Origin of the sequence: Allobosea sp. Root381 (genome assembly GCF_001429395.1) — a bacterium.
Classification (GTDB): Bacteria; Pseudomonadota; Alphaproteobacteria; order Rhizobiales; family Beijerinckiaceae; genus Allobosea.
The window spans coordinates 282,241-307,703 of sequence record NZ_LMJT01000041.1 but is presented as its reverse complement, the minus strand read 5'-3'; the positions used below and the strand labels follow the sequence as shown (position 1 = coordinate 307,703).

The following is a 25,463-nucleotide window of genomic DNA, read 5'->3' as shown; positions in this document are numbered from 1 at the left end:
CCGGAAGCCTCGGCTAGCGTGCCGGCAAGAGGTGCTTCAAGCCCTCGGTAAAGCCGCGCGGCGCGACCGAGAGGTGGTCCTCGTCGTTCAGCACGGCCGATTTCAGGTTAAGGCCGGGGTATTTGCGAGCCAGGAGCGATTTGGCGAAGGCGCGGTTGTCGGCGACCATGTCCGTCGTCCGGTTATAGCGCGGATCGTCTTTGCGGGCGGCTTCGAATTGACCGACATAGAGATAGATGCCGGCGGCAAGGTTCTTGTTGCGGGCGGCGTAGCCCGCTTCGAGGTCGCGGAAATGGCGCCTGTCGAACCAGAATGACGGGCTGCCGAGGATGTAGCCGCTGAACAGGCCGGGTTCGCTGAAGAGGATCTGCGTTCCCAGCAGGGCGCCGTATGAATGTCCGACGAAGAGGCTGCGCGCCGGATCGGTGCGGTAGCGCCCGGCTATGAACGGCTTCGCCACGTCGCGCAGATAGAGCTGATAGGCCGCAGCCTGCCCATGGCTGGTGTCGCCGGCACGTTTCGGCGTCGGCGTATAGTCGCGCTGCCGGCTCGTCTTGCCATCTTCGCCCTTCGCATAGGACAGGCCGACCAGAATGAAGTCCTCGATCCGGGGCCCGTCGAGGTTCAGGCGGCGCCCGATCTGCTTGATGATCGGGAAGGCGTAGTCGGCATCGGTCACGAACACGACCGGATAGCGACGCTGCGGGTCGCTCGCATAGGATGCCGGCAAAGCCACGAAGACCTGATAGCCGCGCCCGGAGACCGGATCCGGCACATCCCAGACCTCGCTGCCGACGATCGCGTAGGGCTGGCCCCCGGCCGGCTGGGCTGTGGGCGCCGGTTGCGCTCGCGCCGTCGCGGGGACGGACAGGAGGCCGATGATCGTCGCCGTGGCGAGGGCATAGAGGCGTAGGCTGGTCTGCACCGGGAACTCCTCGAGGACTGTCGCCACGCAGGCGAGCAGCAGCGGCGCCGGTCTGGCGCAGGGCAGGAGCGGTCGGGCAGGTTTCAGGCGGCAATGGGGCGTCTACGCAATCGCGGCTGTGCGGTTTACGCTGCTGGTTAACGGTGGGCGGCCGCAAGCCGCGAGGGAGTTAAGGAAAGCCATGGAGCGCGTGCCGCGGGGCCATGAGATTGCCAACCAGGTTCCCGTGCTGGCGGATTACGATGCCTTCGCCGCCGACCCGGCGCTGCGGGCGGCCATCGCGGCCTTCAGCGCGGGCTGGGCGCGCGAGCGCCTGCATCAGGCCGGTCGCGCAGTCGGTTCGGCGCATGTGCAGGAGCTGGCGCGGCTCGCCAACCGCTTCACGCCCGAGCTGCGCACACATGACCGCTTCGGCAACCGCATCGACGAGATCGCCTTCCATCCGGCCTGGCACGAACTGATGGGCCTCGCCATCGGGCAGGAGGCACATGCGCTGTGCTGGAACCGGCCGCAGCCGGGGGCGCAGGTGGCGCGTGCCGCGCTGACCTACCTGTGGACGCAAGGCGAAAGCGGCATCTGCTGCCCGATCAGCATGACCTATGCGGCGATCCCGCTCTTGAAGACCGATGCGGCGCGCTGGGCGGAATGGGGCGGGCTCGTCACCTCCGACCGCTACGACGCGCGCCAGGGCCCGGCCGCTGCCAAGACCGGCGCGACCGTCGGCACGGCGATGACCGAGGCGCAGGGAGGCTCGGATCTCCGCCGGACCGAGACTGTTGCCGAGGACAACCGCGACGGCACCTTCTCGCTGCATGGCCGCAAGTGGTTCTTCTCGGTACCGCATTCGGACCTGTTCCTGACGCTGGCGCGGACGACCGAGGGCATCTCATGCTTCGTCGTGCCGGGCTGGCTTTCGGATGGCCGGCGCAACGGCGTCGCGATCCAACGCCTCAAGGACAAATGCGGCAACCGTTCGAATGCCTCGTCGGAGGTCGAGTTCCACGGCGCGATCGGCCATCTGCTCGGCGAGCCGGGCCGGGGGCTGCGGACCGGGCTCGCGATGAACCACAACAGCAGGCTGGACATCGCGGCGGCCGCCGCCGGGCAGATGCGGCAGGCGGTGTCTCTGGCCGCGCATCACGCCATGCATCGCCATGCCTTCCAGCGTGCGCTGATCGACCAGCCGATCATGCAGAATGTTCTGGCCGATCTCGCGATCGAGGCGGAAGCCGCCGCCTGGCTCGCCTTTCGGTTGTTCGCGGCGGTCGACGGGCAGGAGGCCTCCGAAAGCGAGCGCCTGCTGGCGCGGATCGGGGCGCCGATCGCGAAATACTGGCTGGCGAAGCGCGCGCCGGCCGTCGTGGTCGAGGCGCTCGAATGCCATGGCGGCAATGGCTTCATCGAGGAGAATCCGATGGCGCGGCTCTATCGCGAGGCGCCGCTGAATTCGATCTGGGAAGGTTCTGGCAACGTCATCTGCCTCGACGTGTTGCGCTCGCTGGAGCGCGAGCCCGGGTCGCTGCAGGCGCTCCGGGATGAACTCGGGACCGCGAGGGGAGTGGACCGGCGCTTCGATGCGCAGCTTGCAGCGCTGGAGAGCACGCTACCCGAACTCGTCAGGCAGGAGGGGCAGGCGAGGCGGCTGAACGAGCGGCTGGCGTTGATGCTGCAGGCGGCGCTGATGCTGCGCTACGCTTCGCCGGATGCGGCGGATGCCTTCATCGCGAGCCGGCTGGAGGGCGGCTGGTCGGGCCATTTCGGCGACCTGCCGCCGGGCATCGATGTCAGGGCGCTGGCGCGAAGGGCGGTGCCGGAGCTTCATTGAAGGCCGGGACAGCGCCCGTCATGCTCGGGCTTGACCCGAGCATGACGACGGGAGCCGGCGCTTGGCCTCAGCCCGCCTCCGGCTCAAAATCCATCGCGACGCCGTTGATGCAGTAGCGCAGGCCGGTCGGCGGCGGGCCGTCGGGGAAGACATGGCCGAGATGGCCGCCGCAATTGGCACAATGGACCTCGGTGCGGACCATGCCGAACTTGCGGTCCTCGGTGACACCGACCGCGCCTTCGAGCGGTTGGTCGAAGCTCGGCCAGCCGGTGCCGCTCTCGAATTTCTTGCCCGATTTGAACAGCTTCTGGCCGCAGCCGACGCAGGAGAAGGTGCCGGCGCGCTTCTCGTAGTTCAGGGCGCAGGAGCCAGGCCGCTCGGTGCCGTGGCCGCGCAGCACGTCGTACTGCTCCGGGGTCAGCCGCGCGCGCCACTCTGCGTCGCTGAGCTCATAGGGGAAGCGCTCCTCGGTAGCCTTGGCGCCGCCGAACATGCTGGACAGTCCCATCCTGTTCTCCTTCTCGCTGCACGGCATCGCCGCGCTCTCCGCGCCAATATGGCGATGCTGTCGCCGGATTTCAGCAGCGATGATGCGAATGCCTGCGATGTGAGGCCGTCACCCGGCCGTCATGCGATTCCACTAGGCGGCTCGCCATCTCAAATGGCGGATGAGACCAGCATGCAGATGGCAAAAACGGTTCGGCGCACCACCACGATGGGGCTGACCACGGCGGTCCACCGCAGCAAGGCGCTGTCGAAGGCCGGGATCCTGGAGCGGATGTTCACGCTCGCCTTTTCGGGGCTGGTGTATCCGCAAATCTGGGAGGACCCGGTCGTCGACATGGAGGCGATGCGGCTTACATCCGACGACCATGTCGTCGCGATCGCGTCGGGCTCCTGCAACGTGCTGTCCTATCTGACCGCCGACCCGGCGAAGATCAGCGCGATCGATCTCAACGGCGCCCATATCGCGCTCGGCCGGCTCAAGCTCGCGGCGCTGGCCCGGATGACGCGCCATGACGAGTTCCTGCGCTTCTTCGGCGAGGCGAAGTCGCAGGCCAACGTCGCCTGTTATCATCGCGAGATCGCGCCGCATCTCGACGCGATCTCACGCAGCTATTGGGAAGGGCGGGGCCTGGACGGGCGCCGGCGCATCGGCATCTTCGCCCGCAACGTCTACCGCTTCGGCCTGCTCGGGCGCTTCATCGGCGCGGGGCATCTGCTCGGCCGGGCGCTGGGATGCGATCCGCGCCGGATGCTCGCGGCGCGCGACCTTGCCGAGCAGCGCGTGCTGTTCGAGCGGCATCTCGCGCCGGTCTTCGACAAGAAGCTGGTGCGTTGGCTGATCCGCCAGCCGGCCTCGCTCTACGGGCTCGGCATCCCGCCGGCGCAATACAAGGCGCTGGCGGCGGACGGGTCGGACGGCATCAGGGGCGTGCTGCGTCACCGGCTGGAGCGGTTGGCCTGCGGCTTCGACCTGAAGACCAACTATTTCGCTCGCCAGGCCTTCGGTCGCGGCTACGAACCGGGCGAAGATGCCGCGCTGCCGCCCTATCTCCAGCGCGGCAACTTCGCAGCCGTGAAGGCCCGGTCGGGGCGCGTGGACTATCACCAGAGCTCGGTCACGAGCTTCCTGGAGCGTCAGCCGGCCGAGAGCTGCGACGCCTTCGTGCTGCTCGATGCGCAGGACTGGATGAACGACACCGAGCTGACCGCGCTCTGGACGCAGATCACCCGTACGGCGAAGCCCGGGGCGCGCGTGATCTTCCGCACGGCGGCCGACGAACGCCTGCTGCCCGGCAGGGTGCCGTCCGCAATCCTGGACCAGTGGCGCTATGACGAGGCCGAGAGCCGGGCGCTCTGCGCGCGCGACCGCTCCTCGATCTATGGCGGCTTCCATCTCTACCGGCTGTCGGGCTCGGTGGCATGAGCGCCGCGGCATCGCGGAATGGCGGGGCCGCCGGGCTGATGGACGCGATGTATCGCCATCAGCGCCACATCTACGACGCCAGCCGGAAATTCTACCTGCTCGGCCGCGACCGGCTGATCGCGGGGCTCGGCCCCCCGCCGGGCGGGACGATCCTCGAGATCGGCTGCGGCACCGGGCGCAACCTGGTCAGGATCCTGCAGGCCTATCCCGGACGGGCCTGCTTCGGCCTCGACGTCTCCGAGCAGATGCTGGCGACAGCGCGGCAGTCGGTGCGGCGGGCCGGGTTGGCGGAGGGCGTCCGTCTGGCGCAGGCGGATGCCACGGCGTTCGAGCCGCAGGCACTGTTCGGGCAGGCGGGCTTCGACCGGATCGTGATCTCCTACGCCCTGTCGATGATCCCGCCCTGGCCGGCGGTGGTCGAGGAGGCGGCGAACCGGCTTAGCCCCGGCGGCGAGCTGCACATCGTCGATTTCGGTGACCAGCAGGGGCTTTCGGGGCCGTTCCGGGCCGTGCTGAACCGCTGGCTCGCGCTGTTCCACGTCACGCCGCGCCACGATCTCGGCCGGGTGCTGGACGAGGTCGCGAGCCGGACCGGGACGAGCGTCGAGGTCCGCGCGCTGTATCGCGGCTATGCGGCGCTCGCGGTCTTGCGGCGAGGGGCCTGACGAAATCGCAGCGTCATTCCGGGCTCGCGGCTGTGCGGCGCCTCGGAATGACGAAGGGGTCTCGGCAGTGGTCTTGCTCGAGACCGGCTTCCCCTTTTCGACCCGATGCGCTAGCGCCTAGGCCATGAGCGAGCAGGCCGAGGCGGAGGCGCAGACGGGGATCGGACGCATGCGCGACCGGCTGCGCCAGCTCTATCACGGGCGCTCGCCGGGATCGCTGCGGCTGCAGCTAGCGGTCGCCGTCGTCGATCTCCTGATCATCGCCTTCTTCATCGCGACGCCGCTGATCCGCGACCGTCCGACCTTCCTGTGGATCGACTACACGATTGCGGTGATCGTCGGGGTCGAGATCGCGGCGCGCATGCTGGCGTCGTCGAACGTGCTGCGGCTGCTCCGGCAGCCGACCATGCTGATCGATCTCTTCATCCTGGCGACGCTGCTGGCGCCGCAATCGCTCGAGAATTTCGGCTTCCTGCGGATCCTGCGGCTTTGGTCGCTGTCGCAGCGCGGGCTGATCTGGGCGCAGTTGCGCGAGACGCGGTTTCGCGAATGGGAGGATGCCTCGCGGGCGCTGATCAACCTCGCGACCTTCCTCTTCGTGGTCACGGGCTTCATCTACACCTTCTTCTTCATCGGGCGGGACGGGCTGGAGGGCTATGTCGATGCGCTCTACTTCACGGTCACGACGATGACGACGACCGGCTTCGGCGATATCACCCTGCCGGGGGTCGCGGGCAAGCTGACCTCGATCGTGGTGATGATCGTCGGGATCTCGCTGTTCGTTCGGCTGGCGCAGGCGGTGTTCCGGCCGGCGAAGGTCACCTTCCCTTGCCCGCAATGCGCGCTGCAGCGGCACGAGCCTGACGCCGTGCACTGCAAGGCCTGCGGGCATGTGCTGCGGATACCGGATCACGAGTGATTGGCTTGGCGCCTCGCTTCCGTCATTGCGAGGAGCGCAAGCGACGAAGCAATCGGGGCGGCAGCGCTCTAGGTCCCCCTGGATTGCTTCGTCGCTTGCGCTCGCAATAAAGGATACTATCCGTCAGTGGCGCGTCTCGGTCGCCAGTTCGCCGCTTCTCTCTTCAGGCGCGGCCTTCGGTGGAATGCCGATGATCCGCCCCACCGTCGACGGTCGCGGCATCATGCTCTGCGCCGCCTTCATCAAGGCGAGATTGGCGAGGATGTCGGCCGGGAAGGGCGAGACCTTGCGGCTCGACAGGTCGACATGGAGCGAGAGGTTCTCGCTGGTCGCGGCGAGCCAGCCTTCGGTCGCGTGGCGCATCTCGAGATAGTAATGCAGCCGCTTGTCGTCGAAGCCGATGATCTGGGCGGTGACCCGGACCTGGTCGCTCTCGGTCAGCTCGCGCTTGTAGAGGATGTGGCATTCGGCCGTGAAGGTCGAGGCATGCCGCGTGTCGACGTAATCCTGGTTGAAGCCGACCAGCGAGAACACCTCGTCGACCGCGCGGTCGAACAGCACATGGTAAAAGGCCATGTTGAGATGGCCGTTATAGTCGATCCACTGCGGCTCGACCCGCATCGCGGACGAAACGAATGGAGCAAAGAACAGCGCCGGAGCGCGGATGTCGTCTTTCATAGGCCGCCTCCCTCGCTTGGGGCCGGCACGGCGGATGGCGTCACCCCTGCCGCGAAAGCATGAGCGACGCTACGAAATCGCAGCATTGCCGCTGCCGTTTGCCTGCCGGCATGGTCTATCATAGTGCCTACCGCTTGCCGTCAGCCCGGCTGCGGTGAAGATAGAACCATCTAGCGCCAGGCTGTCGTTCGGTTCGTAACCGATCACGGGACCGAACTGTTCCAACTGTAAGCTCCAGAAACGGATGTTGACAATGAATTTGCCTGCCGCAGCCGTGCATGAGACCCCCGCAGCCGCCGCAAAGCTGCCGCCGCCGCCGGATGCGGTCGCGGCCGTGCTGCAGGCGCTGGCCGCGCGCTTCGGCAACCGGGTCGTGACGAGCCAGGCGGTGCGCGCGCAGCACGGCCACACCCTGACCTGGGTTCCGAACCAGCCGCCTGATGCGGTCGTCTTTCCGCAGAGCACGCAGGAGGTCTCGGAGATCGTGACGCTCTGCGCCGCTCATGGCGTGCCGGTCATCGCCTTCGGCACCGGCACGTCGCTGGAAGGCCATGTCAATGCGCCCTTCGGCGGCGTCTCAGTCGACATGAGCCAGATGAAGGAGATCCTCGCCATCCATGCCGAGGATCTCGACTGCGTGGTCCAGGCCGGCGTCACCCGCAAGGAGCTCAACGAGCATCTGCGCGACCAGGGGCTGATGTTCCCGATCGATCCCGGCGCCGACGCCTCGATCGGCGGCATGGCTGCGACGCGCGCCTCGGGCACCAATGCGGTGCGCTACGGCACGATGAAGGACAATGTGCTGGCACTGACCGCCGTGATGGCCGACGGCTCGATCGTCAAATCCTCCACGCGGGCGCGCAAAACCTCGGCCGGATACGATTTGACGCGCCTGCTCGTCGGCTCCGAGGGCACGCTCGGCATCATCACCGAGATCACGCTGAAGCTGCACGGCATCCCGGAGGCGATCTCGGCGGGCGTCTGCCCGTTCCCCACGGTGAAGGCGGCCTGCGACGCGACCATCGTCACCATCCAGACCGGCCTGCCGGTGGCGCGCATCGAGCTGCTGGACGAGACGATGATCCGCGGCGTCAACCTGCATTCCAAGCTCGGCCTGCCCGAGACCGTGATGCTCTTCGTCGAATTCCACGGCTCCGAGGCCGGGGTGAAGGAACAGGCCGAGCGCTTCGGCGAGATCGCAGCCGAGTTTGGCGGCGGGCCGTTCGACTGGGCGACCAAGGCCGAGGACCGCAGCAAGCTCTGGCAGGCCAGGCACGATGCCTATTGGGCCGCCAAGGCGCTGCGGCCGGGCGTCGATTCGGTCGCGACCGATGTCTGCGTGCCGATCTCGCAGCTGGCCGACTGCGTCGAGGAGACGAAGCGCGACATCGAGGCTAGCGGGCTGATCGCTCCAATTGCCGGCCATGTCGGCGACGGCAATTTCCACACCCAGCCGCTGGTCGATCTCGCCAATCCCGACGAGGTCGCGCGTGCCGAGGCCTTCATCGAGCGGCTGGTCAAGCGGGCGCTCGCCATGGGCGGCACCTGCACCGGCGAGCACGGCGTCGGCCAGAAGAAGATGAAGTATCTCGAGGCCGAGCACGGTGCGCCGGCGCTGGCGGTGATGCGCCAGCTCAAGCGTGCGCTCGATCCGCAGAACATCCTTAATCCGGGCAAGATCTTCCTGCTCTGAATAGCCGGGGGGCAACTCGCGTGGGGCGGCGAATTGTCGTGATCTCGCCGCGACTTGCCGGCATGATCGCGACAACCCGAGTGACGAGGACAATGCCCGACGTTGCGTGAGACGATTACAGTCCTGGCCGGCCTGCTGGTGTTGGCGCTGCTCGCCGCCCTGATCGGGCCGGGCTTCGTCGACTGGCGCGACTACCGGCCCCAGATCGAGGCGCGGCTGGCGCGCTCGCTCGGCGTGGAGACGAGCATCGCCGGGGGCATCGGCCTGCGTCTGCTGCCGTCGCCGCGGCTGACGCTGCAGGATGTGCGCTTCGGCGGCCGCACGCAGGCGGTCAGCACCGCCACGGTCGAGCGCCTGACGGTCGAGCTGGCCCTGGCTCCGCTGGCCAAGGGCGAGCTGCGTATCGCCGATGCGAAGGCTGAAGGCGCTGCGCTCTCGCTCGTCCTCGACGAGTTAGGGACGATGCGGCTGCCGGCCGGCGCGGGCGCCGGGCTGCCGACGCAGACCAGCCTGGACCGCCTGACGATCGGCCGCTCGGTGGTGATCTGGCGCGAACCGGGCCGGGAGCCGCTAACGATCGGCCCGGTTGCGGCGGAGATTTCCGCCGTCGGCCTCGCCGGGCCGTGGCGGATCGAGGGCGAGGTCGCGGGCTCGTCGCTGCGCATCACCACCGGCGTGCTGGAACCGGAAGGCCGGCTGCGGGCCAAGGCCTTCGTGACCGGCGAGGACGCCCAGCTCGGCTTCGACGGCTATTTCCTGCTGCCCTTGACCACCGAGGGGGTCGGCGTCGGGCTCGAAGGCGGATTCAACCTGACGCCGGGCGGCGCGTTGGCGCTGTCAGGCAAGGTCAGTGGCAGCAGCCGACAGCTCGATCTCTCCGGGCTCGTGCTCGATCTCGCCGGCGGTTCGGCCCGGCTCGAGGGCGAGGGGCAATTCCTGCCGGTTGCCGGGACGGGGTCGGTGGCGCTGCGGGCGCGACGGCTCGACGTCGATGCGCTGACTGCCGCGCTGGCCGAGCGGCCGGGCTATGAGCGCGCGCTGCAGGCGCTGCCGGGGCCGGTAGACATCTCGCTCGACCTCGACCAGCTGATCTGGCGCGGCGAGGATTTCTCCGCCTTCGGCCTGCGCGGGCGGCTGCATGGCGAAGGCCTCGCCGATGCACAGGCCTCGGTGCGGGTCGCGGGAGCGCTGCTCGGCGCGAGCGGCTCCATCGACGCCGACGGTGTCGCCGGCAAGCTCAATCTCAAGGCCGAAGATTCGCGGCGGCTCGGCCTCGTGCTGGCGCGGGCCGGGCTCGATCCCGCGCTGGCGGATTTCGTCGCCGGGCTCGGGCGCATCGATGCCGAGGCTGTCGGCGCACACGAGAGCGGGCGGATCGCGCTGCAGCGCCTGATGCTGACCGGCTCGGCTGGGCTCAGGCTGGAATTATCGGGTGACATGACCGCCGAGCGGCTGGCAGCCAAGGCCTCGCTCAGCGGCCTCGATCTGAATACCCTGCCGCCGGGCGAGAGCTTCGCCGGGCTGATCGGCCGCCGCGACCTGATGCTCGATCTGAGCCTCGCCAATGCCCGCTTCCGCAATGCGCCGCCGGGCTCCGCCAGCCTCGACCTGCGGCGCGAGGGCGCCGCCTGGCGGCTGAGCCGTCTGGCGATCGACGGCTTCGGTGGTGTCAGCATCGCCGGCTCCGGGGCGCTGCTCGCGGAAGGCGGGGAGATTTCCGGTCGCATCCGCGCCCCGCGCTTCGAAAGCGTGGCGGCGCTCGCCGGGCCGTTGCTGCCGGAGGGGGCACGGCAGGCGCTGGGGCGGGCGGCCGACGGGCTTTCGCGGCTCGATGCCGGCTTTCGCCTGACGCGGGCGACGGGTGGGGATACGAGCGTCTCGGCCGATGGCTCGGCGCAGGCCGGGCGCCTCGCCTTCAACGGCCGGCTCGATCCCGCCGGCGCCTGGACCGGCGCCACGCTGCGCTTCGATCTCGGTGATCGCCGCCAGGTCTTCCAGGCGCTCGGCCTGCCGTCGCCGCGCCAGGGTGGGCCGGGCCAACTGGTGATGGAACAGGCGCAGGGGCGGCTGGTCGGGTCGCTCGCCGGCCCCGGTCTTTCGATCGCGCTCGAGAACGAAGCCTCAGTCGCGCCGCGTCTCAGTGTGCAGGCGGACGGGGCGGGCCAGTTCCTGCCGGAAGGCGCCGCGCGGCTTCTGCCCGACGGCATCGTCGACGCGCATGCCCGCATCGGCTTCGGCCCCGAAACCGTCAAGCTCGACGATCTCGTCGTCAATCTCGCCGGCAGCAGCGCGCGCGGCGCGGTCGCCTTCTCGCGCGATGACGGCCTCACCGGCCGTCTTGCTTTGCCGGGCGCCGATCTGCGGAGGTTGGTCGCCTCGGCGCTGGCGGCGGGCCCGGCCGGTGGCGCGACCTGGTCGACAGCGCGCTTCGGCCCCGCGGTCGCGCTGCCCGACTTCCGGCTGGCGATCGAGGCGGGGAGCCTGACCGCTGTGGAAGGGATCGTCCTGCGCGATGCCCGCTTCCTGCTGCGCGCGGACGGGGACGGGCTGCGGCTCGACGATCTTTCCGCGGCCCATGGCGGCGGCCGTGTCGGCGGCAGCCTGGCGCTGCGCCGGGATGGCGGGCTGGCGCAACTCTCCGGGCGCGTCGATGTCGAGCGCATCGATCTGGCTCCGCTGACGGGGGGGACAATGGCCGGCACGGTCTCGGGGCGGTTCGAGGCCGGCGGCTCGGGCGAAAGCCCGGCCCGCCTGATCGCCGGGCTCGGCGGTGCCGGCAGCCTGAGCTTTGCGGAGGCGCGCCTTGCCGGTTTCGACCCCGCGGCCTACGCGCGGGTGATCGCCGCGACCGGCGAGGACGCTTCCGAGAGCGAGGTCCCGCGGTTGCGGCAGCGGCTCGAGGAGGCGCTTGCCCGCGATTCCTGGGCGTTGGGCAGCGTCACCGTACCGTTCACTCTGGCCGGCGGCCTGATTCGGCTGCAGCCGCTGAGCTTCGAGAGCGCGGGATTGCGCAGCGAGGCCAACGGCCTCGTCGATCTACGCGCCCTGACCATGGATCTGAGGCTGGGCGTCAGACCGCTCGGGGCGTTGCCGAAGGGCTGGCCGGCGGATGCGCCGCAACTCGGCGTCGCCTGGCGCGGGCCGCTCTCGGCGCCGCGGCGGGAGGCGGACGTCAACGGCCTGTCGAACATGGTCGCCGCCCGCGCACTGGCGCGCGAGATCGAGCGGGTCGAGGCCTTCGAGGCGGATGCGCGCGAGCGCGCCATGCATTCGCGCCGGCTCCGGGCCGAGCGCGAGATGCGCGAGAACGAGCGGCGGCTCGCCGAGTTCCTGAAGGCCGAGGAGGAGCGCCGCCTCGCGGAGGAGAAGCGCGCAGAGGAGGCAAAGCGTGCCGAAGACGCGCGCCGGCTGGTCGAGGAGAAGCGCGCGGAGGAGGAACGGCGGGTCGAGCAGGCGAAGATGGAGCAGGAGATGCGCCGCCGCATCGAGGCTGAGGAGCGGGCGGAGCGCGCCCGTGCGGCGGCCGAGCGAGCGGCGGAGCGGGCCGCATCGCAGCCGCAGCCGCAGCAGCCCGGACCGCTGATCCTGCCGGGCGCGCCGCGTGCGAACTATCCCGAGCCCGCCTTGCGGCCGGCACCGCCGCTGGCGCCACCCCTGATCATCGAGCCGGTGCCGCGGCCGCTGTCGCGCGGTACGCCGAACTGACGGGCGGTCTTCACAGGTTAATTCAACCGGTTGTCCGATTGATTCAGGCGGTGCGTTCAAGTTGTTGTTAATGTGTGTTTTTCGAAGGCTGTGATCTTCGTCGAAAGGCGCGCGTCATCCCGGACAAACTGCGCAGCAGCGCAGCTTGTCCGGGATCCATCGTAGCACTCCGGAGGCCTTCGGTGGATCCCGGGGCAGGCCCGGGATGACGGTGAGGCTCGCGGAAAATCAGCCGCCTTCGGCTTGTCGTTTGTAATGCTCCAGCACATGCAGCCGCAGGGCCGAGGACAGGTTCACCGTCTCGCGCCGCGAATCGATCTCGGCGATCAGGGCCGCGACCGCCACGCCTTCGGCGGCGGCGATGTCCTTCAGCGCATCCCAGAAGGGCTCTTCGAGCGAGACGCTGGTGCGGTGGCCGGCAATGGTGAGCGAACGCTTGCGCTCGGCACTCAAGATTTGCGCTCGTCGTCGCTACCCGGAAGGCGGTGTCCTTCCAGCGTGCGGGCGGCCTTGTCGCGTTCGGCTTCGGTCAGCGTCCGTTCGGCCTTGCTGCGGCCGAAGCTGATCCGGTTCTGCTCGGCCGTCTTCTCGGCGTCCCGCCGGGCGCGCTGCTTGCGGGCCCGGCGGAGGTTGACGATCTCGGCGGTCACGGAGGTCAGGCCGAGGGGCCGAGCATCAGCTCGGGCTTCACCGTCTTGTCGAAGACGTCCGGCTCGACGCCGGCCTTCAGCGCCTCGTCGCGCAGCGTCGTGCCGTTGTGATGCGCGTTCTTGGCGATGCTGGCCGCCTTGTCGTAGCCGATGACGGGCGCGAGCGCGGTGACCAGCATCAGCGAGCGCGAGAGCAGATCCTTGAGCTGGGCTTCATTGGCCTCGATGCCGACGACGCAGTTCTCGCGGAAGCTGTCGCAGGCATCGGCCAGCAGGCGGGTGGACTGCAGGAAGGCCGCGGCGATCACCGGCTTGAAGACATTCAGCTCGAAATGGCCCTGACTGGCGGCGAAGCCGATCGTGGCCTGGTTGCCGTGGACCTGGGTCGCGACCATCGTCATCGCCTCGGCCTGGGTCGGATTGACCTTGCCGGGCATGATCGAGGAGCCAGGCTCGTTCTCGGGCAGGCTGATCTCGCCGAGGCCCGAGCGCGGGCCGGAGCCCATCAGGCGGATGTCGTTGGCGATCTTGAACAGGTCCATGGCGAGCGCGGTCAGCGCGCCATGGGCGAAGCTGATCGCGCCATGGCTGGCCAGCGCCTCGAACTTGTTCTCGGCGGTGCGGAAGGGCAGGCCGGTCTGGGAGGCGACCTCCCTGGCGAAGGCGACCGCGAAGTCCGGATGGGCGTTCAGCCCGGTGCCGACGGCAGTGCCGCCCTGGGCGAGCGCGTAGAGCCCGTCCAGCGTCGCCTCGATGCGGGCGATGCCGAGCTCGAGCTGCGCAACATAGCCGGAGAATTCCTGGCCGAGGGTGACCGGGGTCGCATCCTGCAGATGGGTGCGGCCGATCTTGACGAGATCCTTGAATTCCTCGGCCTTGGCGGCGAGCGCGGCCTTCAGCTTCGCGACGGCCGGCAGCAGGCGCTGCGTGACCTCGAGCGCGGCGGCGATGTGCATCGCGGAGGGGAAGGTGTCGTTCGAGGACTGGCCGCGATTGACATGGTCGTTGGGGTGAACGGGGCTCTTGGCGCCGAGGCCTGCGCCGAGGATTTCGTTGGCGCGGTTGGCCAGCACCTCGTTCGCGTTCATGTTCGACTGGGTGCCGGAGCCGGTCTGCCAGACGACCAGCGGGAAATGCGCGTCGAACTTGCCGGCGAGCGCTTCGTCGGCGGCCTGGTCGATCGCATCGGCGATCTTTTTGTCGAGCTGGCCGAGGCCGACGTTGACGCGGGTGGCGGCCTTCTTGACCCGAACCAGGGCGTGGATAAGCGAGAGCGGCAGGCGCTCGCGCTCGGTGCCGATCTTGAAGTTCTGCAGCGAGCGCTGCGTCTGCGCCCCCCAATAGCGGTCCGCCGCGACGTCGATCGGGCCGAAGGAATCGGTTTCGGTGCGGGTCTCGGACATGAATGGCCTGCTGTTCGAGGGGACATGCGCGGGGGCGCCGGTCCTTCGTCCCGAGACGCCGACCGGCTTTCTCAGGACTTCTCGCTGTCAGGTCTTCTTTCGGAAGGAATCGAGGCTCACGACCTGCGCGCCGCCGCTCTCGCCATCGGCTTCCGGATCGGCCGCGTCCGTGGCTTCGTCGGGACTGGTCTTGGCGGTTTTGGCGCCCTTGGCCGCGGCGTCGCGATCGGCGGCCTTGCCCCTGACAGCAGGAACGCCGCCGGGTGTCGCCTTGACCGGAAGCGCGACCGGAGCGGGCGGCTCCTCGCCCGGCTCCGAGCCTGCGCCGCGAACGGCGGGTTCCGGGATACGGTCGTTGGCGGAGGTGTTTTCCGCTTCTTGCGTCTCGAACTTGAGGCCGAACTGCACCGACGGATCGAAGAAGGTGGTAATCGCGTCGAAGGGGATCAGCAGCCGTTCCGGCACGCCCGAGAAGGAGAGGCCGACCTCGAAGGCGTGATCGCTGACGCTGAGATCCCAGAACTGATGCTGGAGCACGATCGTCATCTCGTCGGGATGCTTGTCGCGCAGGCGCTGGGAAACCCGCACGCCGGGAGCCCCGGTGCGGAAGGTGATGTAGAAATGATGGTCGCCCGGCAGGCCGTCACGCCCCGCTTCCGTGAGAATCTTGCGCACGACCCCCTTGAGTGCATCCTGCACCATGAGATCGTAGCGAAGAACGTCCTTTGACATCGGGTCGAGATTTCCACTTTCAGTGCCCGGCGGGAAGAGCCGGATAGACCATCAAAAAAGAAGTGGAGGCTTCTGTTGCCAGGCGCCTCCGAGCCCCGCCTTACGTCGCTAAACGGAAGGACTTAGGTTTGGGAACCAGCACCGCTTACGCGGCGACAGCAACCCGAGCATTGTTGTCGTTGGCAACTATGCGTTAGCCCTATAACGGCGGAACCATACCGGGCAAAAGAACGGCCTTTACACTCTCGTCGATCCTATTTCGCCCCCGCCGCAACCCTGCCACGCGAGTGGCCTGGCAAGCCTGCGGTCAACGAACCGCTGGCCGCCCTGAGCTCGCGCTGCAGGGCTGTGGTGGAGGCGCCGGGTACCGCCCCCGGGTCCGAAAAGCTTATTACGACGCTCGTTTATCACCATAGCCGCCCTTGCGAGCGGCAAGGCCAATATAGGGGCTGTGCGGCCGCGGGAAAAGAGAAGAAGCCACTTCGCCGGCATATTTCCGGCGGTGCGGCTTTAATGGAGCAGCCGGCCGTCCTTGGCGTCGATGTCGAGCGTGATCTCCTGGCCTGTCCGATCCCGCCCTGCGACCTCCCAGCGCTCGCCCGACAGCATGATCTCCTCGATGTGGTCGAGACCGGAACGCCAGGCGATGTGGCGCGCATCGTCTTCGGAGAGTCGGGCGGCGGGCGTCGCCGCGAGCGCCTTGTCGGTCGATACCAAAGGTTGAGGCCGCGTCGTGCCAAGCCAAGTCGTGGCGGGCACGCCAGCAATAGCGGCCAGCCCGAGCAGGCCGCCAACCAGAACAAGGTTGTTCATCGTTCCCTCCTGCCGCCCAGCGGGCTGCAGGAGGCGCGGCGATTGTGGCGGGTCGAGCGGCGGCGCGCGCGGTCGCCGGTCAAATCATTTCGCGTTCGCGTGATCGTCCGCGTGCGTTCCAGCGAGCCGTGTGGAAACGTCAGCAGTCATCCTGAAGAGCCACGAGCGGCGTGTTGAAGGAGGGTTCAGATAGCTCGAGCTTCGGAATGAGTCTTGGGGTGGCGGGCCTGAAATCCACCGTTTGATTACGGGCAAACGCCGGTTCCCAAGATCGCTCGATTCGTTCCGTCCGGCCTCTCGAAATGAGATGCCAAGGCGTACTCGATCAGTCGCTATGGCCTCGCGTCGGCAGAAGCCGGGCGATCTCGCTCCATCTTCAGCAGCACGCCGTCGGTCGCGCGCAGGTCGATCTCGATCGCGGCGCCGGTGCCGTCGCGGCCCTCGATCTCCCATTTGCCGTCGCCGAGCTCGATCTCCTCGACCCGGACGACACCATGCTCGCGTGCGATGCGCCGTGCGTCATCCAGGCTGATCGCCGTCTCGCCGGGGCGGATGGGGGCGGGAGCCTGCGCCAAAACCCCGGCTGCGGGCAATGCGAACAGCGCGGTCATGGCCAGGATGCGGGCGGCGGTGCGAAGCGGCATGACGATCTCCCGAGCTGTCGAAGACGAATTGGTGTTCGACGGGACAACCATTCCCCGCTGCCGGTGTTCCGGTTCCGGAGGTTTCCCGCGAGCTCGGCCAGGCGTGAAAAACCGGGGATGCCGGTCTCGCCGGGCGAGCCATCGTCGCGGGCAGCCGCTATGGTGGCGCCGTTTCGACCGGGAATCGCGCATGCGCCAGTATCACGATCTGCTCAGGAGGGTGCTCGACGAGGGCGTCCGCAAGGACGACCGCACCGGCACCGGCACGCTCGCGGTCTTCGGGCACCAGATGCGCTTCGATCTTGCGGAGGGTTTTCCGCTGGTCACGACCAAGAAGCTGCATCTGAAGTCGATCATCCACGAGCTGATCTGGTTCCTGCGCGGCGACACGAATGTGCGTTACCTGCAGGAGAACGGCGTCTCGATCTGGGACGAATGGGCGGATGCGAATGGCGATCTAGGCCCGGTCTATGGCCGGCAATGGCGCTCCTGGCCGGCGCCGGACGGCGGCACGATCGACCAGATCGCCTGGCTGGTGGACGAGATCCGGCGCAACCCGGATTCGCGGCGGCTGATCGTCTCGGCCTGGAACCCGGCCGACATCCCCAAGATGGCGCTGGCGCCGTGCCATTGCCTGTTCCAGTTCTTCGTTGCCGACGGAAAGCTGTCCTGCCAGCTCTATCAGCGCTCGGCCGACGTCTTCCTCGGCGTGCCCTTCAACATCGCGAGCTATGCGCTGCTGACCCATATGGTTGCGCAGGCGACGGGGCTTGGTGTCGGCGAGTTCGTCCACTCCTTCGGCGACACGCATCTCTATGTGAACCATCTCGACCAGGCGAAGCTGCAGCTGGAGCGCGATGTCCGACCGCTTCCGCGGCTCAAGCTGAACCCGGCGGTGACGCGGCTGGAGGATTTCAGCTTCGCCGACGTGACCATCGAGGGCTACGATCCGCATCCGTTGATCAAGGCGCCGATCGCGGTATGAGCCTTTCCATCCGTCCCGCCCGGCCCGACGAGGCCGGCCTCGTGCTCGATTTCATCAAGGCATTGGCTGAATATGAGCGCCTCGCGCATGAGGTCAGCGCGACCGAGACCGAGATTGCGGAAGCGCTCTTCGGCGCGAACCCGCGCGCCTTCTGCGACATCGCCGAATGGGATGGCGAGCCGGCCGGCTTCGCGGTCTGGTTCTACACCTATTCGACCTTCAGCGGCCGCCACGGCATCTGGCTGGAGGATCTGTTCGTGCATCCGCACTTTCGCGGGAAGGGCATCGGCAAGGCGCTGATCGCAGCGCTGGCCAGGCGCTGCGTTGATGAGGGCCTGCCGCGCCTCGCCTGGTGGGTGCTGAACTGGAACGAGCCTTCGCGGGTGTTCTATCGCTCGATCGGAGCCAAGGCGCAGGACGAGTGGACCGTGAAGCGCCTCGACGGAGATGCGCTTCGCCGGCTGGCAGGCGAGGGCTGAAGCATGGCGCAGCTTCCTCTGGTCCTTATCGCAGCCATCGCCGACAACGGCGTCATCGGCGACGACAACCGGCTGATTTGGCGTTTGCGGACCGATCTGCGCCACTTCAAGGCGCTGACGCTCGGCCGGCCCGTGCTGATGGGGCGCAAGACCTTCGAATCGATCGGCAAGCCGCTGCCGGGGCGCGAGACGGTGGTGCTGACGCGCGATCCCGGATTCCGGCCCGATGGCGTCCATGTCGCGCATTCGCTGGAGGCGGGGCTGGCGCTCGGGCAGGAGCTCGGCGTGCGATCGGGGGCGGATTCCGTGACGGTCGCGGGCGGCGCGGAGATCTACCGTCAGGCGCTGCCGCTGGCCGACCGGCTGGAGCTCACGCTCGTCCACACCGAGCCGAAGGGCGACGCTCTGTTCCCGGAATGGGACCGGGTGGCGTTTGCGGAGACGGGCCGCGAAAGTCACCCTCGGGGAGCCGAAGACGAACACCCGTTCACCTTCGCGACGTTTCGCCGCCGGTCCTGAACCGGCTTTCGGTTGACGATGAACGACTTGCGTCGTTGACGAATCCGTGGCCCATGCCCAAGTCAGCGCAGTGTGTCCGACAAGGGGCGCTGACAAATGGCTGCCATTCGCCTACTGCACGGCGGATCGAGAGGAAGGGAACGGCTCAAGAATGCCTTGGAGCAACCAGAGCGGCGGTGGCAATAACGGGGGTGGACCCTGGGGCCAGCGCGGAGGAAGCGGCGGCGGCGGTGGCGGCGGTGGCCCATGGGGCGGCGGCGGCGGCTCCGGCGGCGGCAGCGGCGGCCCGCCGGATCTGGAGGAAATCCTGCGCCGCAGCCAGGACCGGCTGAAGAACATCATGCCGGGCGGCAATCTCGGCAATCGCGGCCTCATCTTTGGGCTTCTTGCGCTGGTCGTGGTCTGGCTGCTGACCGGCTGGTACATCGTCCGTCCGAACGAGGTCGGCCTTAACCTGCGTTTCGGCCAGTTCATCGGCAAGACCGGCGAAGGCCTGAACTACAACTGGCCCTATCCGATCGGCAGCGTGATCAAGCCGCAGGTCACCAACGTCATCACCACCGAGGTCGGCTTCCGTACCGTCGAGTCCGTGCGCACTTCGCGCCAGTCCGACGTGATCGAGGAAAGCCTGATGCTCACCGGCGACGAGAACATCGTCGACATCGACGTGATCGTGCAGTGGCAGATCGATCCGGCCGTGCCGGAAAACTACGTCTTCAACATCCAGGATCCGCCGGGCACCGTGAAGGCGGTCGCCGAGAGCGCGATGCGCGAGATCATCGGCCGGCGCAACATACAGCCCGTGCTGACCACCGACCGCGCCGTGATCGAGACCGAGGTGCGCCAGCTGATGCAGGAGACGCTCAACGGCTACAATGCCGGCGTGCAGATCCGCCTCGTGCAGCTGCAGAAGGTCGACCCGCCGCAGCAGGTCATCGATGCGTTCCGCGACGTCCAGGCAGCGCGCGCCGACCAGGAACGCCTGCGCAACGAGGCGCAGACCTACGCCAACCGCGTCGTGCCGGAATCGCGCGGCCGTGCAGCCCAGCTCATCCAGGCCGCCGAGGCCTTCAAGGAGCAGACGGTCGCCGAGGCTCTCGGTCAGGCGAGCCGCTTCAATGCGGTCTACACGCAATACAAGGTCGCGCCCGCGGTCACCCGCGAACGTCTCTTCCTCGAGACGATGGAACGCGTGATGGGCGGGACGGACAAGATCATCCTCGATAATGCAGGCAGCGGGCAGGGCGTCGTGCCCTATCTGCCGCTCGACCAACTCCAGCAGCGACGGCCGGCTCCGGGCGCGCCGCAGACGGGAGCGACCCGATGAACGGCGCCATCATCCGCATCGGACTGCTTGTCGTCCTCGGCATCGCGGCCGTCGTCTTCTACGCCATGACCTTCGTGGTGCAGCAGACGCAGTCGGCGCTCGTGCTCCGCTTCGGCGCGGTGCGCAGCGTGGTCACCGAACCGGGCCTGTACTTCAAGCTGCCGGCTCCGTTCGAGCAGGTCACCCTGCTCGACAACCGCATCCTCGATCTCGATCTGCCGGCACAGGAAATCATCGCCTCCGACCAGAAGCGTCTCGTGGTCGATGCCTTCACGCGCTACCGCATCTCGGATCCGCTGCGGTTCTACCAGGCGGTCAACAACGTCCCGCGCGCCAATTCGCAGCTCGCCTCGATCGTGAACGGAACGGTCCGCAGCGTGCTGGCGGAGGCCAACTTCACCGCGATGGTCCGGACCGACCGCTCGCGGCTGATGAACCGCATCCGCGACGAGGTGAACCGCGAGGCCGCCCGCTTCGGCATGACGGTGGTCGATGTCCGGCTGCGCCGTGTCGATCTGCCCGCGGCCAACTCGCAGGCGATCTACCAGCGCATGCAGACCGAGCGTCAGCGCGAGGCGGCGGAAGCCCGCGCGCTCGGCGCCCAGCAGGCGCAGGAGATCCGCGCGAGGGCGGACAGGGATTCGACCGTCATCGTCGCCGAGGCTCAGCGTCGCTCCGACGAGATCCGAGGCGAGGGCGAAGGCGAGCGCAACCGCGTCTTCGCCGAGGCCTTCGGGCAGGACGAGGAGTTCTTCACCTTCTACCGCTCGATGCAGGCCTATGAAGCCAGCATCAAGCCGGGCGATACGCGCCTCGTGCTGTCACCGGATTCGCCGTTCTTCCGGTTCTTCAACGGCCCCAACGCGCCCCGTCGCGATGCGGGCGTGGCCACCCCAGCGCCGGCGCCGGCTGAAGCGCCAGCGCGTCCCTGAGCCCCAGTCATAGGCGTCGCGCATGCTGGATTTTGTCGCGGCGCTGGGCCTGGTCTTCGCGATCGAGGGCATCCTGTTCGCAGCGGTGCCCAACCTCGCCAAGGATGCGCTGCGAAGCGCGGCCGAGACACCGGCCGAGCGCATGAGGCTGATCGGCCTCTGCTCGGCCGTGGTCGGCGTCCTGCTGGTCTGGCTGGTCAGGGGCTAGGGCGGAAAGGTCGCACGCGATCGTGTTCGATGGCGTGATCGTGTGTCGACCTTCCGCCGCAATTTGGGGTTCAATTCAGGCGGGCGGTCGCGTTTCGCGGCTCGCCCGAATTTCTGTCACGAGGATACTGATGGCAACCAATCCCGTCTCCGCATCCGGAATCCTGGCCTCGAACCCTCTGGTTGCCCGCGCGCGCCGGGCGGCGCTTGTGGCGAGCGTCGGTTGCCTCGCAGTTCTGGCCGCTCCGGCCATGGCCCAGACCGCCCAGCCGGGACCGGCCCCGACCCTGCCTGGCCAAGTCTCGCTTGCGGATCTCGCCGAGCGCGTGATGCCGGCCGTGGTCAACATCGCGGCAGTCACGACCAGCGACACGCGCGGCCGGACCCTGCCGAACCTGCCGCAGCTCGGCCCCGACACGCCCTTTGGCGACCTGTTCGAGGAATTCTTCAACCGCCGTGGCCAAGGCCAGCAGGGCGAGCAGCGTCAGGCGCCGCAGCAGCGCCGCTCGCAATCGGCCGGCTCCGGCTTCGTGATCGACGGCTCCGGCCTCGTCGTGACCAACAACCACGTCATCGGCGACGCGAACGAGATCACGGTGATCTTCAGCGACGGCCTGCGGCTCAAGGCCGAGGTGGTCGGCAAGGATGCGAAAGTCGATCTCGCGGTGCTTCGGGTGAAGCACGACAAGCCGTTGCCGGCGGTGAAATTCGGCGATTCCGACAAGATGCGGATCGGCGATCCCGTGATGGCGATCGGCAACCCGTTCGGCCTGGGCGGCTCGGTTTCCTCGGGCATCGTTTCGGCGCGCAACCGTGACATCAGCCAGGGGCCGTACGACACCTATATCCAGACCGACGCGGCCATCAACAAGGGCAATTCCGGCGGCCCGCTGTTCAACATGGCGGGCGATGTCATCGGCATCAACACGGCGATTCTTTCGCCGACGGGCGGTTCGGTCGGCATCGGCTTCGCCGTGCCGTCTTCGCTCGCGACGAACATCATCGACCAGCTGCGCGAGTTCGGCGAGACGCGCCGCGGCTGGCTCGGCGTGCGCATCCAGACCATCGACGACGCCACCGCCGATGCGCTCGGCCTCGGCGCGACGCGCGGCGCGCTGATCGCCGGCATCGACGAGAAGGGCCCGGCCAAGCCGGCCGGCCTCGATACTGGGGATGTGATCGTCAAGTTCGACGGCAAGGAGGTCAAGGATTCGCGCGACCTGCCGCGCATCGTTGCCGCGACGCCGGTCGGCAAGGACGTGCCGGTGACCATCATCCGAAAGGGCAAGGAAGAGGTGAAGACCGTCAAGCTCGGCCGGCTCGAGGATGGCGAGAAGGTCCAGGCCGCTTCGGTCAGCAAGCCGACCGGCGAGGCGGCTAAGCCCGCCGTGACCAGCGTCCTGGGTCTCGAGCTCTCGGGGCAGAACGAAGAGCTGCGCAAGCGCTATTCGATCAAGGACGGTCTCAAGGGCGTCGTCATCACCAAGGTCGATCCCAATTCCAACGCGGCCGACAAGCGGGTCATGGTCGGCGAGCTGGTGGTCGAGGTCGGCCAGGAGCCGGTCAATTCGCCGGAGGACGTAACCAAGCGTCTCGACGCGCTGAAGAAGGAGGGCAAGAAGTCTGCCCTGCTGCTCGTCGCGAACGCCCAGGGCGAGGTCCGCTTCGTCGCCGTCTCGATGAACTGACGCCATAGCGGGACAAGTCAAGGCAGGCGGCCGGAGGTCGCCTGCCTTTTGTTTTCCGTGTCGAGCGCGGAGGGGCGGCCCTGCCTCGGGCAAGCCCGGCATCCCTTAGGCCGTGGCGATCATTTGAGGTTCTTGATCAGGCAGATGTAGTTGTTTTGGGATCTCGACCTGATGGTGCCGTTCGCCCTCCGGCGCACGACGCTCCGCCGGATCGAATCGCCTTCGTTACCACCAACCGTCAGCGCGTAGCCGCCCAGCTGATCCTGACCGATCTCGACCACGATCGCCGCGTGCGAGCTGTAGTTGCTGTGCGTCGTCGCATGGGCATAATCGAAGCTGTTTCCGCCCCGGTTGTTCTGGATGATGTCGCCGACGTCGGGCGTGTTCGGCCCGAACGGATCGACGCCGTGGAAGACGCCGGCTCCGGCGATGTGGTTCTGGATCGCCGTGTGAACGAATTCGGAATGCCGCTGGCTGAAATGGAACTCGTTCCGGGTGGCGCCCGACCGCTTGACGCAGGCCGAGACGAAGACCGCCGACCAGAACGCCGCCACACCGGGGAAACCGAGCCCGATGTCGGTCCAGAATCTCCTGATCTCGCCGGCGAGCGGCGGATCGCCCTCGTCCATCATGTGGTACTTCGTATGGAGATCGAGCGCGGTCTTCGGAGCCTTCGTGCAAATGACGTCGCCATGGAAATCGATCCTTTGGCCGGAACGGGCATATGCCCGCGCAGGATCGTGCGCCATCAGTCGGCGTTGATGCAATCTCAAATTGCATCATGTCGATTAGTGCAACTTAACGAACGATGTCGCCGCCGCCATAGCCCTGGGCGTAGAGCAGGGCGGTGAGATCGGCGTGGTCGAGCCGCGCAGCTGCGGCGGCGGCGACCGCGGGCTTGGCGCGGAAGGCGACGCCGAGCCCGGCCTCGCCCAGCATGGCGAGGTCGTTGGCGCCGTCGCCGACGGCCAACGTGTCCTCCGGGTTCAGCCCACGGGCTGAACGCAGTTCGACCAGCGCGTCCAGCTTGGCCTGCTTGCCGAGGATCGGTTCGGCGACCTCGCCGTTCAAGATGCCATTCTCGAACAGAAGCACGTTGGAGCGGTGCTCGTCGAAGCCGATCGTTCCGCTGATCGGGCCGGTGAATACGGTGAAACCGCCGGAAACAAGCGCCGTATAGGCGCCGTTCGCGCGCATCGTCATGACGAGTTCGCGCCCGCCGGGGGTCAGGGTGATGTGCCGGGCGATGATATCGTCGACGACGTCGAGCGGAACCCCCTTGAGCAGGGCGACGCGCTCGCGAAGCGCCGGCTCGAAGGCGATCTCGCCGCGCATGGCCCGCTCGGTGATGCCGGCGACCATCTCCTTCAGCCCGACACAGGCGGCGAGTTCGTCGATGCATTCCTGCCCGATCATGGTCGAGTCCATGTCGGCCAGGAACAGCTGCTTGCGCCGGCTCGCGACGGGCTGGACGATGATGTCGATCGCGGCCTCGCCCAGCAGCGCGCGCAGCTCGGCTTCCAGCTTGCGCGCATCGCCGGCTTCCGCGAAGAGATCGGCCGCGATCTCGCCGTCGAGGCGCTGCGTGCCGCGCGCGCCGGGCAGGCCGGCTTCGAGCCGTTTCAGCAGGCCGTCGTCGAGAAGGGCCTGTCCATGGGCGGAAACCAGTGTCGCGACGAGCATGTGAAGGGCCGGATCAGGTGGGGACGAAGGCGAAGAGGATCAGGGCCGTGCTCATCGCAGGTCCGACCGCGAGCGGCAAGTCGGCGCTGGCGGTCACGCTCGCGCGGCGCCTGGACGGCACCGTCGTCAACGCCGATTCCATGCAGGTCTATACCGATCTGAGGATCATCACGGCGCGTCCGACGCCGGATGAGGAGGCGATGGCGCCGCACCGCCTCTACGGCCATGTCGACGGCGCGGTGAATTACTCGGCGATGCGCTACGCCGCCGATGCCGCGGCCTTGCTGCCGGAACTGGCTGACGTCGGCTCGCTGCCGATCCTGGTCGGCGGCACGGGCCTCTACTTCAAGGCGCTGACCGAGGGGTTCTCCGCCATACCGTCGGTGCCGGAGGCGGTGCGCAGCGCGTTCCGGGCGCGCGTCGAAGGGCAGGAGACGAGCCTGCTCCACGCCGAGCTTGCGGGGATCGACCCCGAGATGGCGCAGCGGCTGAAACCGGGCGACCGGATGCGCATCATGCGCGCGCTCGAGGTCCATGAGGCCACGGGGCGGTCGATCGCGAGCTTCCAGGGCGAGCGCCATCCCGGTCCGCTCGACGGGCTGCCGCTGCTGAAGCTCTTCGTCAGCCCGGAGCGCGAGGTGGTGCGCGCGCGCATCGACCGCCGCTTCGAGCAGATGATGGCGCAAGGCGCGCTCGACGAGGTGGCGGCGCTCAGGGAGCGCCGGCTCGACCCGCTGCTGCCGGCGATGCGGGCCCATGGCGTGCCGGGGCTGATCGCCCATCTCGACGGTGCCTTGTCCCTCGATGAAGCGATCCGGCGCGGCCAGGCGGACACGCGGGCCTATGCCAAGCGGCAGGTCACCTGGTTCCGGCACCAGATGACGGATTGGCAGGCTGTGGCGCCCGATGCCGCGCTCGGCGCCGCCATGACTGCCCTGGAGGCTGGCGCCTGAGGTCTCAGAGCGTTGTGCTAAAAGTGGGAACCGGTTTTTCGCAGAGCAATGCTCTAAACTTTGAGAAGATCACGTTGCGTTCGGACGATTCCTTTCGAACGCGACGTG

25 protein-coding genes and 1 other RNA gene are annotated in these 25,463 nt (G+C 67.9%); 14 read left to right on the top strand and 12 right to left on the bottom strand.

Annotated features, from left to right (window positions below):
- Window positions 1-13 precede the first annotated feature (13 nt).
- Window positions 14-925: an alpha/beta hydrolase-fold protein gene (locus ASE63_RS22895; protein WP_056807129.1), complete on the bottom strand. Its 912-nt coding sequence runs from the start codon at window positions 923-925 to the stop codon at window positions 14-16.
- 181 nt (window positions 926-1,106) lie between these two features.
- Here ASE63_RS22895 and ASE63_RS22890 point away from each other — a divergent pair, with 181 nt between their 5' ends.
- Window positions 1,107-2,750 carry an acyl-CoA dehydrogenase family protein gene (locus tag ASE63_RS22890; protein WP_200962611.1) on the top strand — a complete coding sequence of 548 codons (1,644 nt, stop codon included), beginning with the start codon at window positions 1,107-1,109 and terminating at the stop codon, window positions 2,748-2,750.
- 67 nt (window positions 2,751-2,817) lie between these two features.
- Here the strand turns inward: ASE63_RS22890 and msrB are convergent, their stop codons facing one another.
- Window positions 2,818-3,243 carry a peptide-methionine (R)-S-oxide reductase MsrB gene (gene msrB, locus ASE63_RS22885; protein ID WP_056807507.1) on the bottom strand — a complete coding sequence of 142 codons (426 nt, stop codon included), beginning with the start codon at window positions 3,241-3,243 and terminating at the stop codon, window positions 2,818-2,820.
- A 186-nt stretch (window positions 3,244-3,429) separates the two neighbouring features.
- Here msrB and ASE63_RS22880 point away from each other — a divergent pair, with 186 nt between their 5' ends.
- The 3 genes from ASE63_RS22880 to ASE63_RS22870 all read left to right on the top strand — a co-directional run bounded on the left by ASE63_RS22880 (window position 3,430) and on the right by ASE63_RS22870 (window position 6,264).
- Window positions 3,430-4,680 (top strand): DUF3419 family protein, encoded by a 1,251-nt coding sequence (locus ASE63_RS22880; protein ID WP_200962610.1) that lies wholly within the window; start codon window positions 3,430-3,432, stop codon window positions 4,678-4,680.
- Window positions 4,677-5,345, top strand: coding sequence for a class I SAM-dependent methyltransferase (locus ASE63_RS22875; protein WP_056807126.1), 669 nt, complete (start codon window positions 4,677-4,679; stop codon window positions 5,343-5,345). Before ASE63_RS22880 ends, ASE63_RS22875 begins: the two co-directional genes overlap by 4 nt.
- A 124-nt stretch (window positions 5,346-5,469) precedes the next feature.
- On the top strand, window positions 5,470-6,264 hold the full coding sequence (locus tag ASE63_RS22870) for an ion channel (protein ID WP_056807124.1): 795 nt from the start codon (window positions 5,470-5,472) through the stop codon (window positions 6,262-6,264).
- 123 nt (window positions 6,265-6,387) lie between these two features.
- On the opposite strand, the gene ASE63_RS22865 is transcribed toward ASE63_RS22870, so the two are convergent.
- Window positions 6,388-6,942 carry a thioesterase family protein gene (locus tag ASE63_RS22865; protein ID WP_056807121.1) on the bottom strand — a complete coding sequence of 185 codons (555 nt, stop codon included), beginning with the start codon at window positions 6,940-6,942 and terminating at the stop codon, window positions 6,388-6,390.
- A 253-nt stretch (window positions 6,943-7,195) separates the two neighbouring features.
- Here ASE63_RS22865 and ASE63_RS22860 point away from each other — a divergent pair, with 253 nt between their 5' ends.
- On the top strand, window positions 7,196-8,635 hold the full coding sequence (locus ASE63_RS22860) for an FAD-linked oxidase C-terminal domain-containing protein (protein ID WP_056807118.1): 1,440 nt from the start codon (window positions 7,196-7,198) through the stop codon (window positions 8,633-8,635).
- 102 nt (window positions 8,636-8,737) lie between these two features.
- Window positions 8,738-12,340, top strand: a complete 3,603-nt coding sequence (locus ASE63_RS22855; RefSeq protein ID WP_056807115.1) for an AsmA family protein — start codon at window positions 8,738-8,740, stop codon at window positions 12,338-12,340.
- Between the two features lie 228 nt (window positions 12,341-12,568).
- On the opposite strand, the gene ASE63_RS27820 is transcribed toward ASE63_RS22855, so the two are convergent.
- From ASE63_RS27820 to ASE63_RS22825, 7 genes are all read right to left on the bottom strand, one after another.
- A complete protein-coding gene (locus ASE63_RS27820) occupies window positions 12,569-12,793 on the bottom strand; it encodes a ribbon-helix-helix domain-containing protein (protein WP_244491544.1) in 225 nt (74 codons plus the stop codon).
- Window positions 12,790-12,990 (bottom strand): DUF4169 family protein, encoded by a 201-nt coding sequence (locus ASE63_RS22845; RefSeq protein ID WP_056807109.1) that lies wholly within the window; start codon window positions 12,988-12,990, stop codon window positions 12,790-12,792. Before ASE63_RS22845 ends, ASE63_RS27820 begins: the two co-directional genes overlap by 4 nt.
- A 5-nt stretch (window positions 12,991-12,995) precedes the next feature.
- A complete protein-coding gene (gene fumC, locus ASE63_RS22840; protein ID WP_056807105.1) occupies window positions 12,996-14,393 on the bottom strand; it encodes a class II fumarate hydratase in 1,398 nt (465 codons plus the stop codon).
- 87 nt (window positions 14,394-14,480) lie between these two features.
- On the bottom strand, window positions 14,481-15,125 hold the full coding sequence (locus tag ASE63_RS22835; RefSeq protein ID WP_056807104.1) for a ClpXP protease specificity-enhancing factor SspB: 645 nt from the start codon (window positions 15,123-15,125) through the stop codon (window positions 14,481-14,483).
- Between the two features lie 61 nt (window positions 15,126-15,186).
- Window positions 15,187-15,597: a transfer-messenger RNA gene (ssrA, locus tag ASE63_RS26980) on the bottom strand.
- Between the two features lie 38 nt (window positions 15,598-15,635).
- Window positions 15,636-15,938, bottom strand: coding sequence for a PepSY domain-containing protein (locus ASE63_RS22830; RefSeq protein WP_156410555.1), 303 nt, complete (start codon window positions 15,936-15,938; stop codon window positions 15,636-15,638).
- A 332-nt stretch (window positions 15,939-16,270) separates the two neighbouring features.
- A complete protein-coding gene (locus ASE63_RS22825; protein WP_056807098.1) occupies window positions 16,271-16,582 on the bottom strand; it encodes a PepSY domain-containing protein in 312 nt (103 codons plus the stop codon).
- A gap of 190 nt (window positions 16,583-16,772) precedes the next feature.
- On the opposite strand from ASE63_RS22825, the gene ASE63_RS22820 reads away from it, so the two are divergent.
- The 7 genes from ASE63_RS22820 (at window position 16,773) to ASE63_RS22790 (ending at window position 22,719) form a co-directional block, all read left to right on the top strand.
- Entirely contained in the window at window positions 16,773-17,567 is a 795-nt protein-coding gene (locus ASE63_RS22820) for a thymidylate synthase (RefSeq protein ID WP_056807094.1), read from the top strand.
- Entirely contained in the window at window positions 17,564-18,046 is a 483-nt protein-coding gene (locus tag ASE63_RS22815; protein ID WP_056807091.1) for a GNAT family N-acetyltransferase, read from the top strand. Before ASE63_RS22820 ends, ASE63_RS22815 begins: the two co-directional genes overlap by 4 nt.
- Window positions 18,047-18,049: 3 nt before the next feature.
- Window positions 18,050-18,565: a dihydrofolate reductase gene (locus ASE63_RS22810; protein ID WP_056807088.1), complete on the top strand. Its 516-nt coding sequence runs from the start codon at window positions 18,050-18,052 to the stop codon at window positions 18,563-18,565.
- Window positions 18,566-18,716: 151 nt separating this feature from the next.
- The gene (gene hflK / locus ASE63_RS22805; protein WP_056807084.1) at window positions 18,717-19,892 is read left to right on the top strand and encodes an FtsH protease activity modulator HflK; all 1,176 of its coding nucleotides are present in this window, start codon (window positions 18,717-18,719) and stop codon (window positions 19,890-19,892) included.
- The gene (locus ASE63_RS22800; protein WP_056807081.1) at window positions 19,889-20,824 is read left to right on the top strand and encodes a protease modulator HflC; all 936 of its coding nucleotides are present in this window, start codon (window positions 19,889-19,891) and stop codon (window positions 20,822-20,824) included. Before hflK ends, ASE63_RS22800 begins: the two co-directional genes overlap by 4 nt.
- 22 nt (window positions 20,825-20,846) lie before the next feature.
- Complete coding sequence (locus ASE63_RS22795) at window positions 20,847-21,032, top strand: DUF2065 domain-containing protein (RefSeq protein WP_056807078.1); 186 nt, start codon at window positions 20,847-20,849, stop codon at window positions 21,030-21,032.
- 130 nt (window positions 21,033-21,162) lie between these two features.
- Window positions 21,163-22,719 carry a Do family serine endopeptidase gene (locus ASE63_RS22790; RefSeq protein ID WP_056807073.1) on the top strand — a complete coding sequence of 519 codons (1,557 nt, stop codon included), beginning with the start codon at window positions 21,163-21,165 and terminating at the stop codon, window positions 22,717-22,719.
- Between the two features lie 119 nt (window positions 22,720-22,838).
- On the opposite strand, the gene ASE63_RS22785 is transcribed toward ASE63_RS22790, so the two are convergent.
- Window positions 22,839-23,468, bottom strand: a complete 630-nt coding sequence (locus tag ASE63_RS22785; protein WP_056807071.1) for a DUF2272 domain-containing protein — start codon at window positions 23,466-23,468, stop codon at window positions 22,839-22,841.
- 49 nt (window positions 23,469-23,517) lie between these two features.
- Window positions 23,518-24,402, bottom strand: coding sequence for a phosphoserine phosphatase SerB (serB, locus tag ASE63_RS22780; RefSeq protein ID WP_056807068.1), 885 nt, complete (start codon window positions 24,400-24,402; stop codon window positions 23,518-23,520).
- A gap of 17 nt (window positions 24,403-24,419) precedes the next feature.
- On the opposite strand from serB, the gene miaA reads away from it, so the two are divergent.
- On the top strand, window positions 24,420-25,355 hold the full coding sequence (gene miaA, locus ASE63_RS22775; protein ID WP_056807065.1) for a tRNA (adenosine(37)-N6)-dimethylallyltransferase MiaA: 936 nt from the start codon (window positions 24,420-24,422) through the stop codon (window positions 25,353-25,355).
- The last annotated feature ends 108 nt before the right edge of the window (window positions 25,356-25,463 follow it).

Coding starts and splice junctions, on each gene's coding strand:
- ASE63_RS22890 (WP_200962611.1), top strand. CDS start 1,107: ATGGAGCGCGTGCCGCGGGGCCATGAGATTGCCAACCAGGTTCCCGTG.
- msrB (WP_056807507.1), bottom strand. CDS start 3,243: ATGTTCGGCGGCGCCAAGGCTACCGAGGAGCGCTTCCCCTATGAGCTC.
- ASE63_RS22880 (WP_200962610.1), top strand. CDS start 3,430: ATGCAGATGGCAAAAACGGTTCGGCGCACCACCACGATGGGGCTGACC.
- ASE63_RS22875 (WP_056807126.1), top strand. CDS start 4,677: ATGAGCGCCGCGGCATCGCGGAATGGCGGGGCCGCCGGGCTGATGGAC.
- ASE63_RS22870 (WP_056807124.1), top strand. CDS start 5,470: ATGAGCGAGCAGGCCGAGGCGGAGGCGCAGACGGGGATCGGACGCATG.
- ASE63_RS22865 (WP_056807121.1), bottom strand. CDS start 6,942: ATGAAAGACGACATCCGCGCTCCGGCGCTGTTCTTTGCTCCATTCGTT.
- ASE63_RS22860 (WP_056807118.1), top strand. CDS start 7,196: ATGAATTTGCCTGCCGCAGCCGTGCATGAGACCCCCGCAGCCGCCGCA.
- fumC (WP_056807105.1), bottom strand. CDS start 14,393: ATGTCCGAGACCCGCACCGAAACCGATTCCTTCGGCCCGATCGACGTC.
- ASE63_RS22835 (WP_056807104.1), bottom strand. CDS start 15,125: ATGTCAAAGGACGTTCTTCGCTACGATCTCATGGTGCAGGATGCACTC.
- ASE63_RS22830 (WP_156410555.1), bottom strand. CDS start 15,938: ATGAACAACCTTGTTCTGGTTGGCGGCCTGCTCGGGCTGGCCGCTATT.
- ASE63_RS22825 (WP_056807098.1), bottom strand. CDS start 16,582: ATGCCGCTTCGCACCGCCGCCCGCATCCTGGCCATGACCGCGCTGTTC.
- ASE63_RS22820 (WP_056807094.1), top strand. CDS start 16,773: ATGCGCCAGTATCACGATCTGCTCAGGAGGGTGCTCGACGAGGGCGTC.
- ASE63_RS22815 (WP_056807091.1), top strand. CDS start 17,564: ATGAGCCTTTCCATCCGTCCCGCCCGGCCCGACGAGGCCGGCCTCGTG.
- ASE63_RS22810 (WP_056807088.1), top strand. CDS start 18,050: ATGGCGCAGCTTCCTCTGGTCCTTATCGCAGCCATCGCCGACAACGGC.
- hflK (WP_056807084.1), top strand. CDS start 18,717: ATGCCTTGGAGCAACCAGAGCGGCGGTGGCAATAACGGGGGTGGACCC.
- ASE63_RS22800 (WP_056807081.1), top strand. CDS start 19,889: ATGAACGGCGCCATCATCCGCATCGGACTGCTTGTCGTCCTCGGCATC.
- ASE63_RS22795 (WP_056807078.1), top strand. CDS start 20,847: ATGCTGGATTTTGTCGCGGCGCTGGGCCTGGTCTTCGCGATCGAGGGC.
- ASE63_RS22790 (WP_056807073.1), top strand. CDS start 21,163: ATGGCAACCAATCCCGTCTCCGCATCCGGAATCCTGGCCTCGAACCCT.
- ASE63_RS22785 (WP_056807071.1), bottom strand. CDS start 23,468: ATGGCGCACGATCCTGCGCGGGCATATGCCCGTTCCGGCCAAAGGATC.
- serB (WP_056807068.1), bottom strand. CDS start 24,402: ATGCTCGTCGCGACACTGGTTTCCGCCCATGGACAGGCCCTTCTCGAC.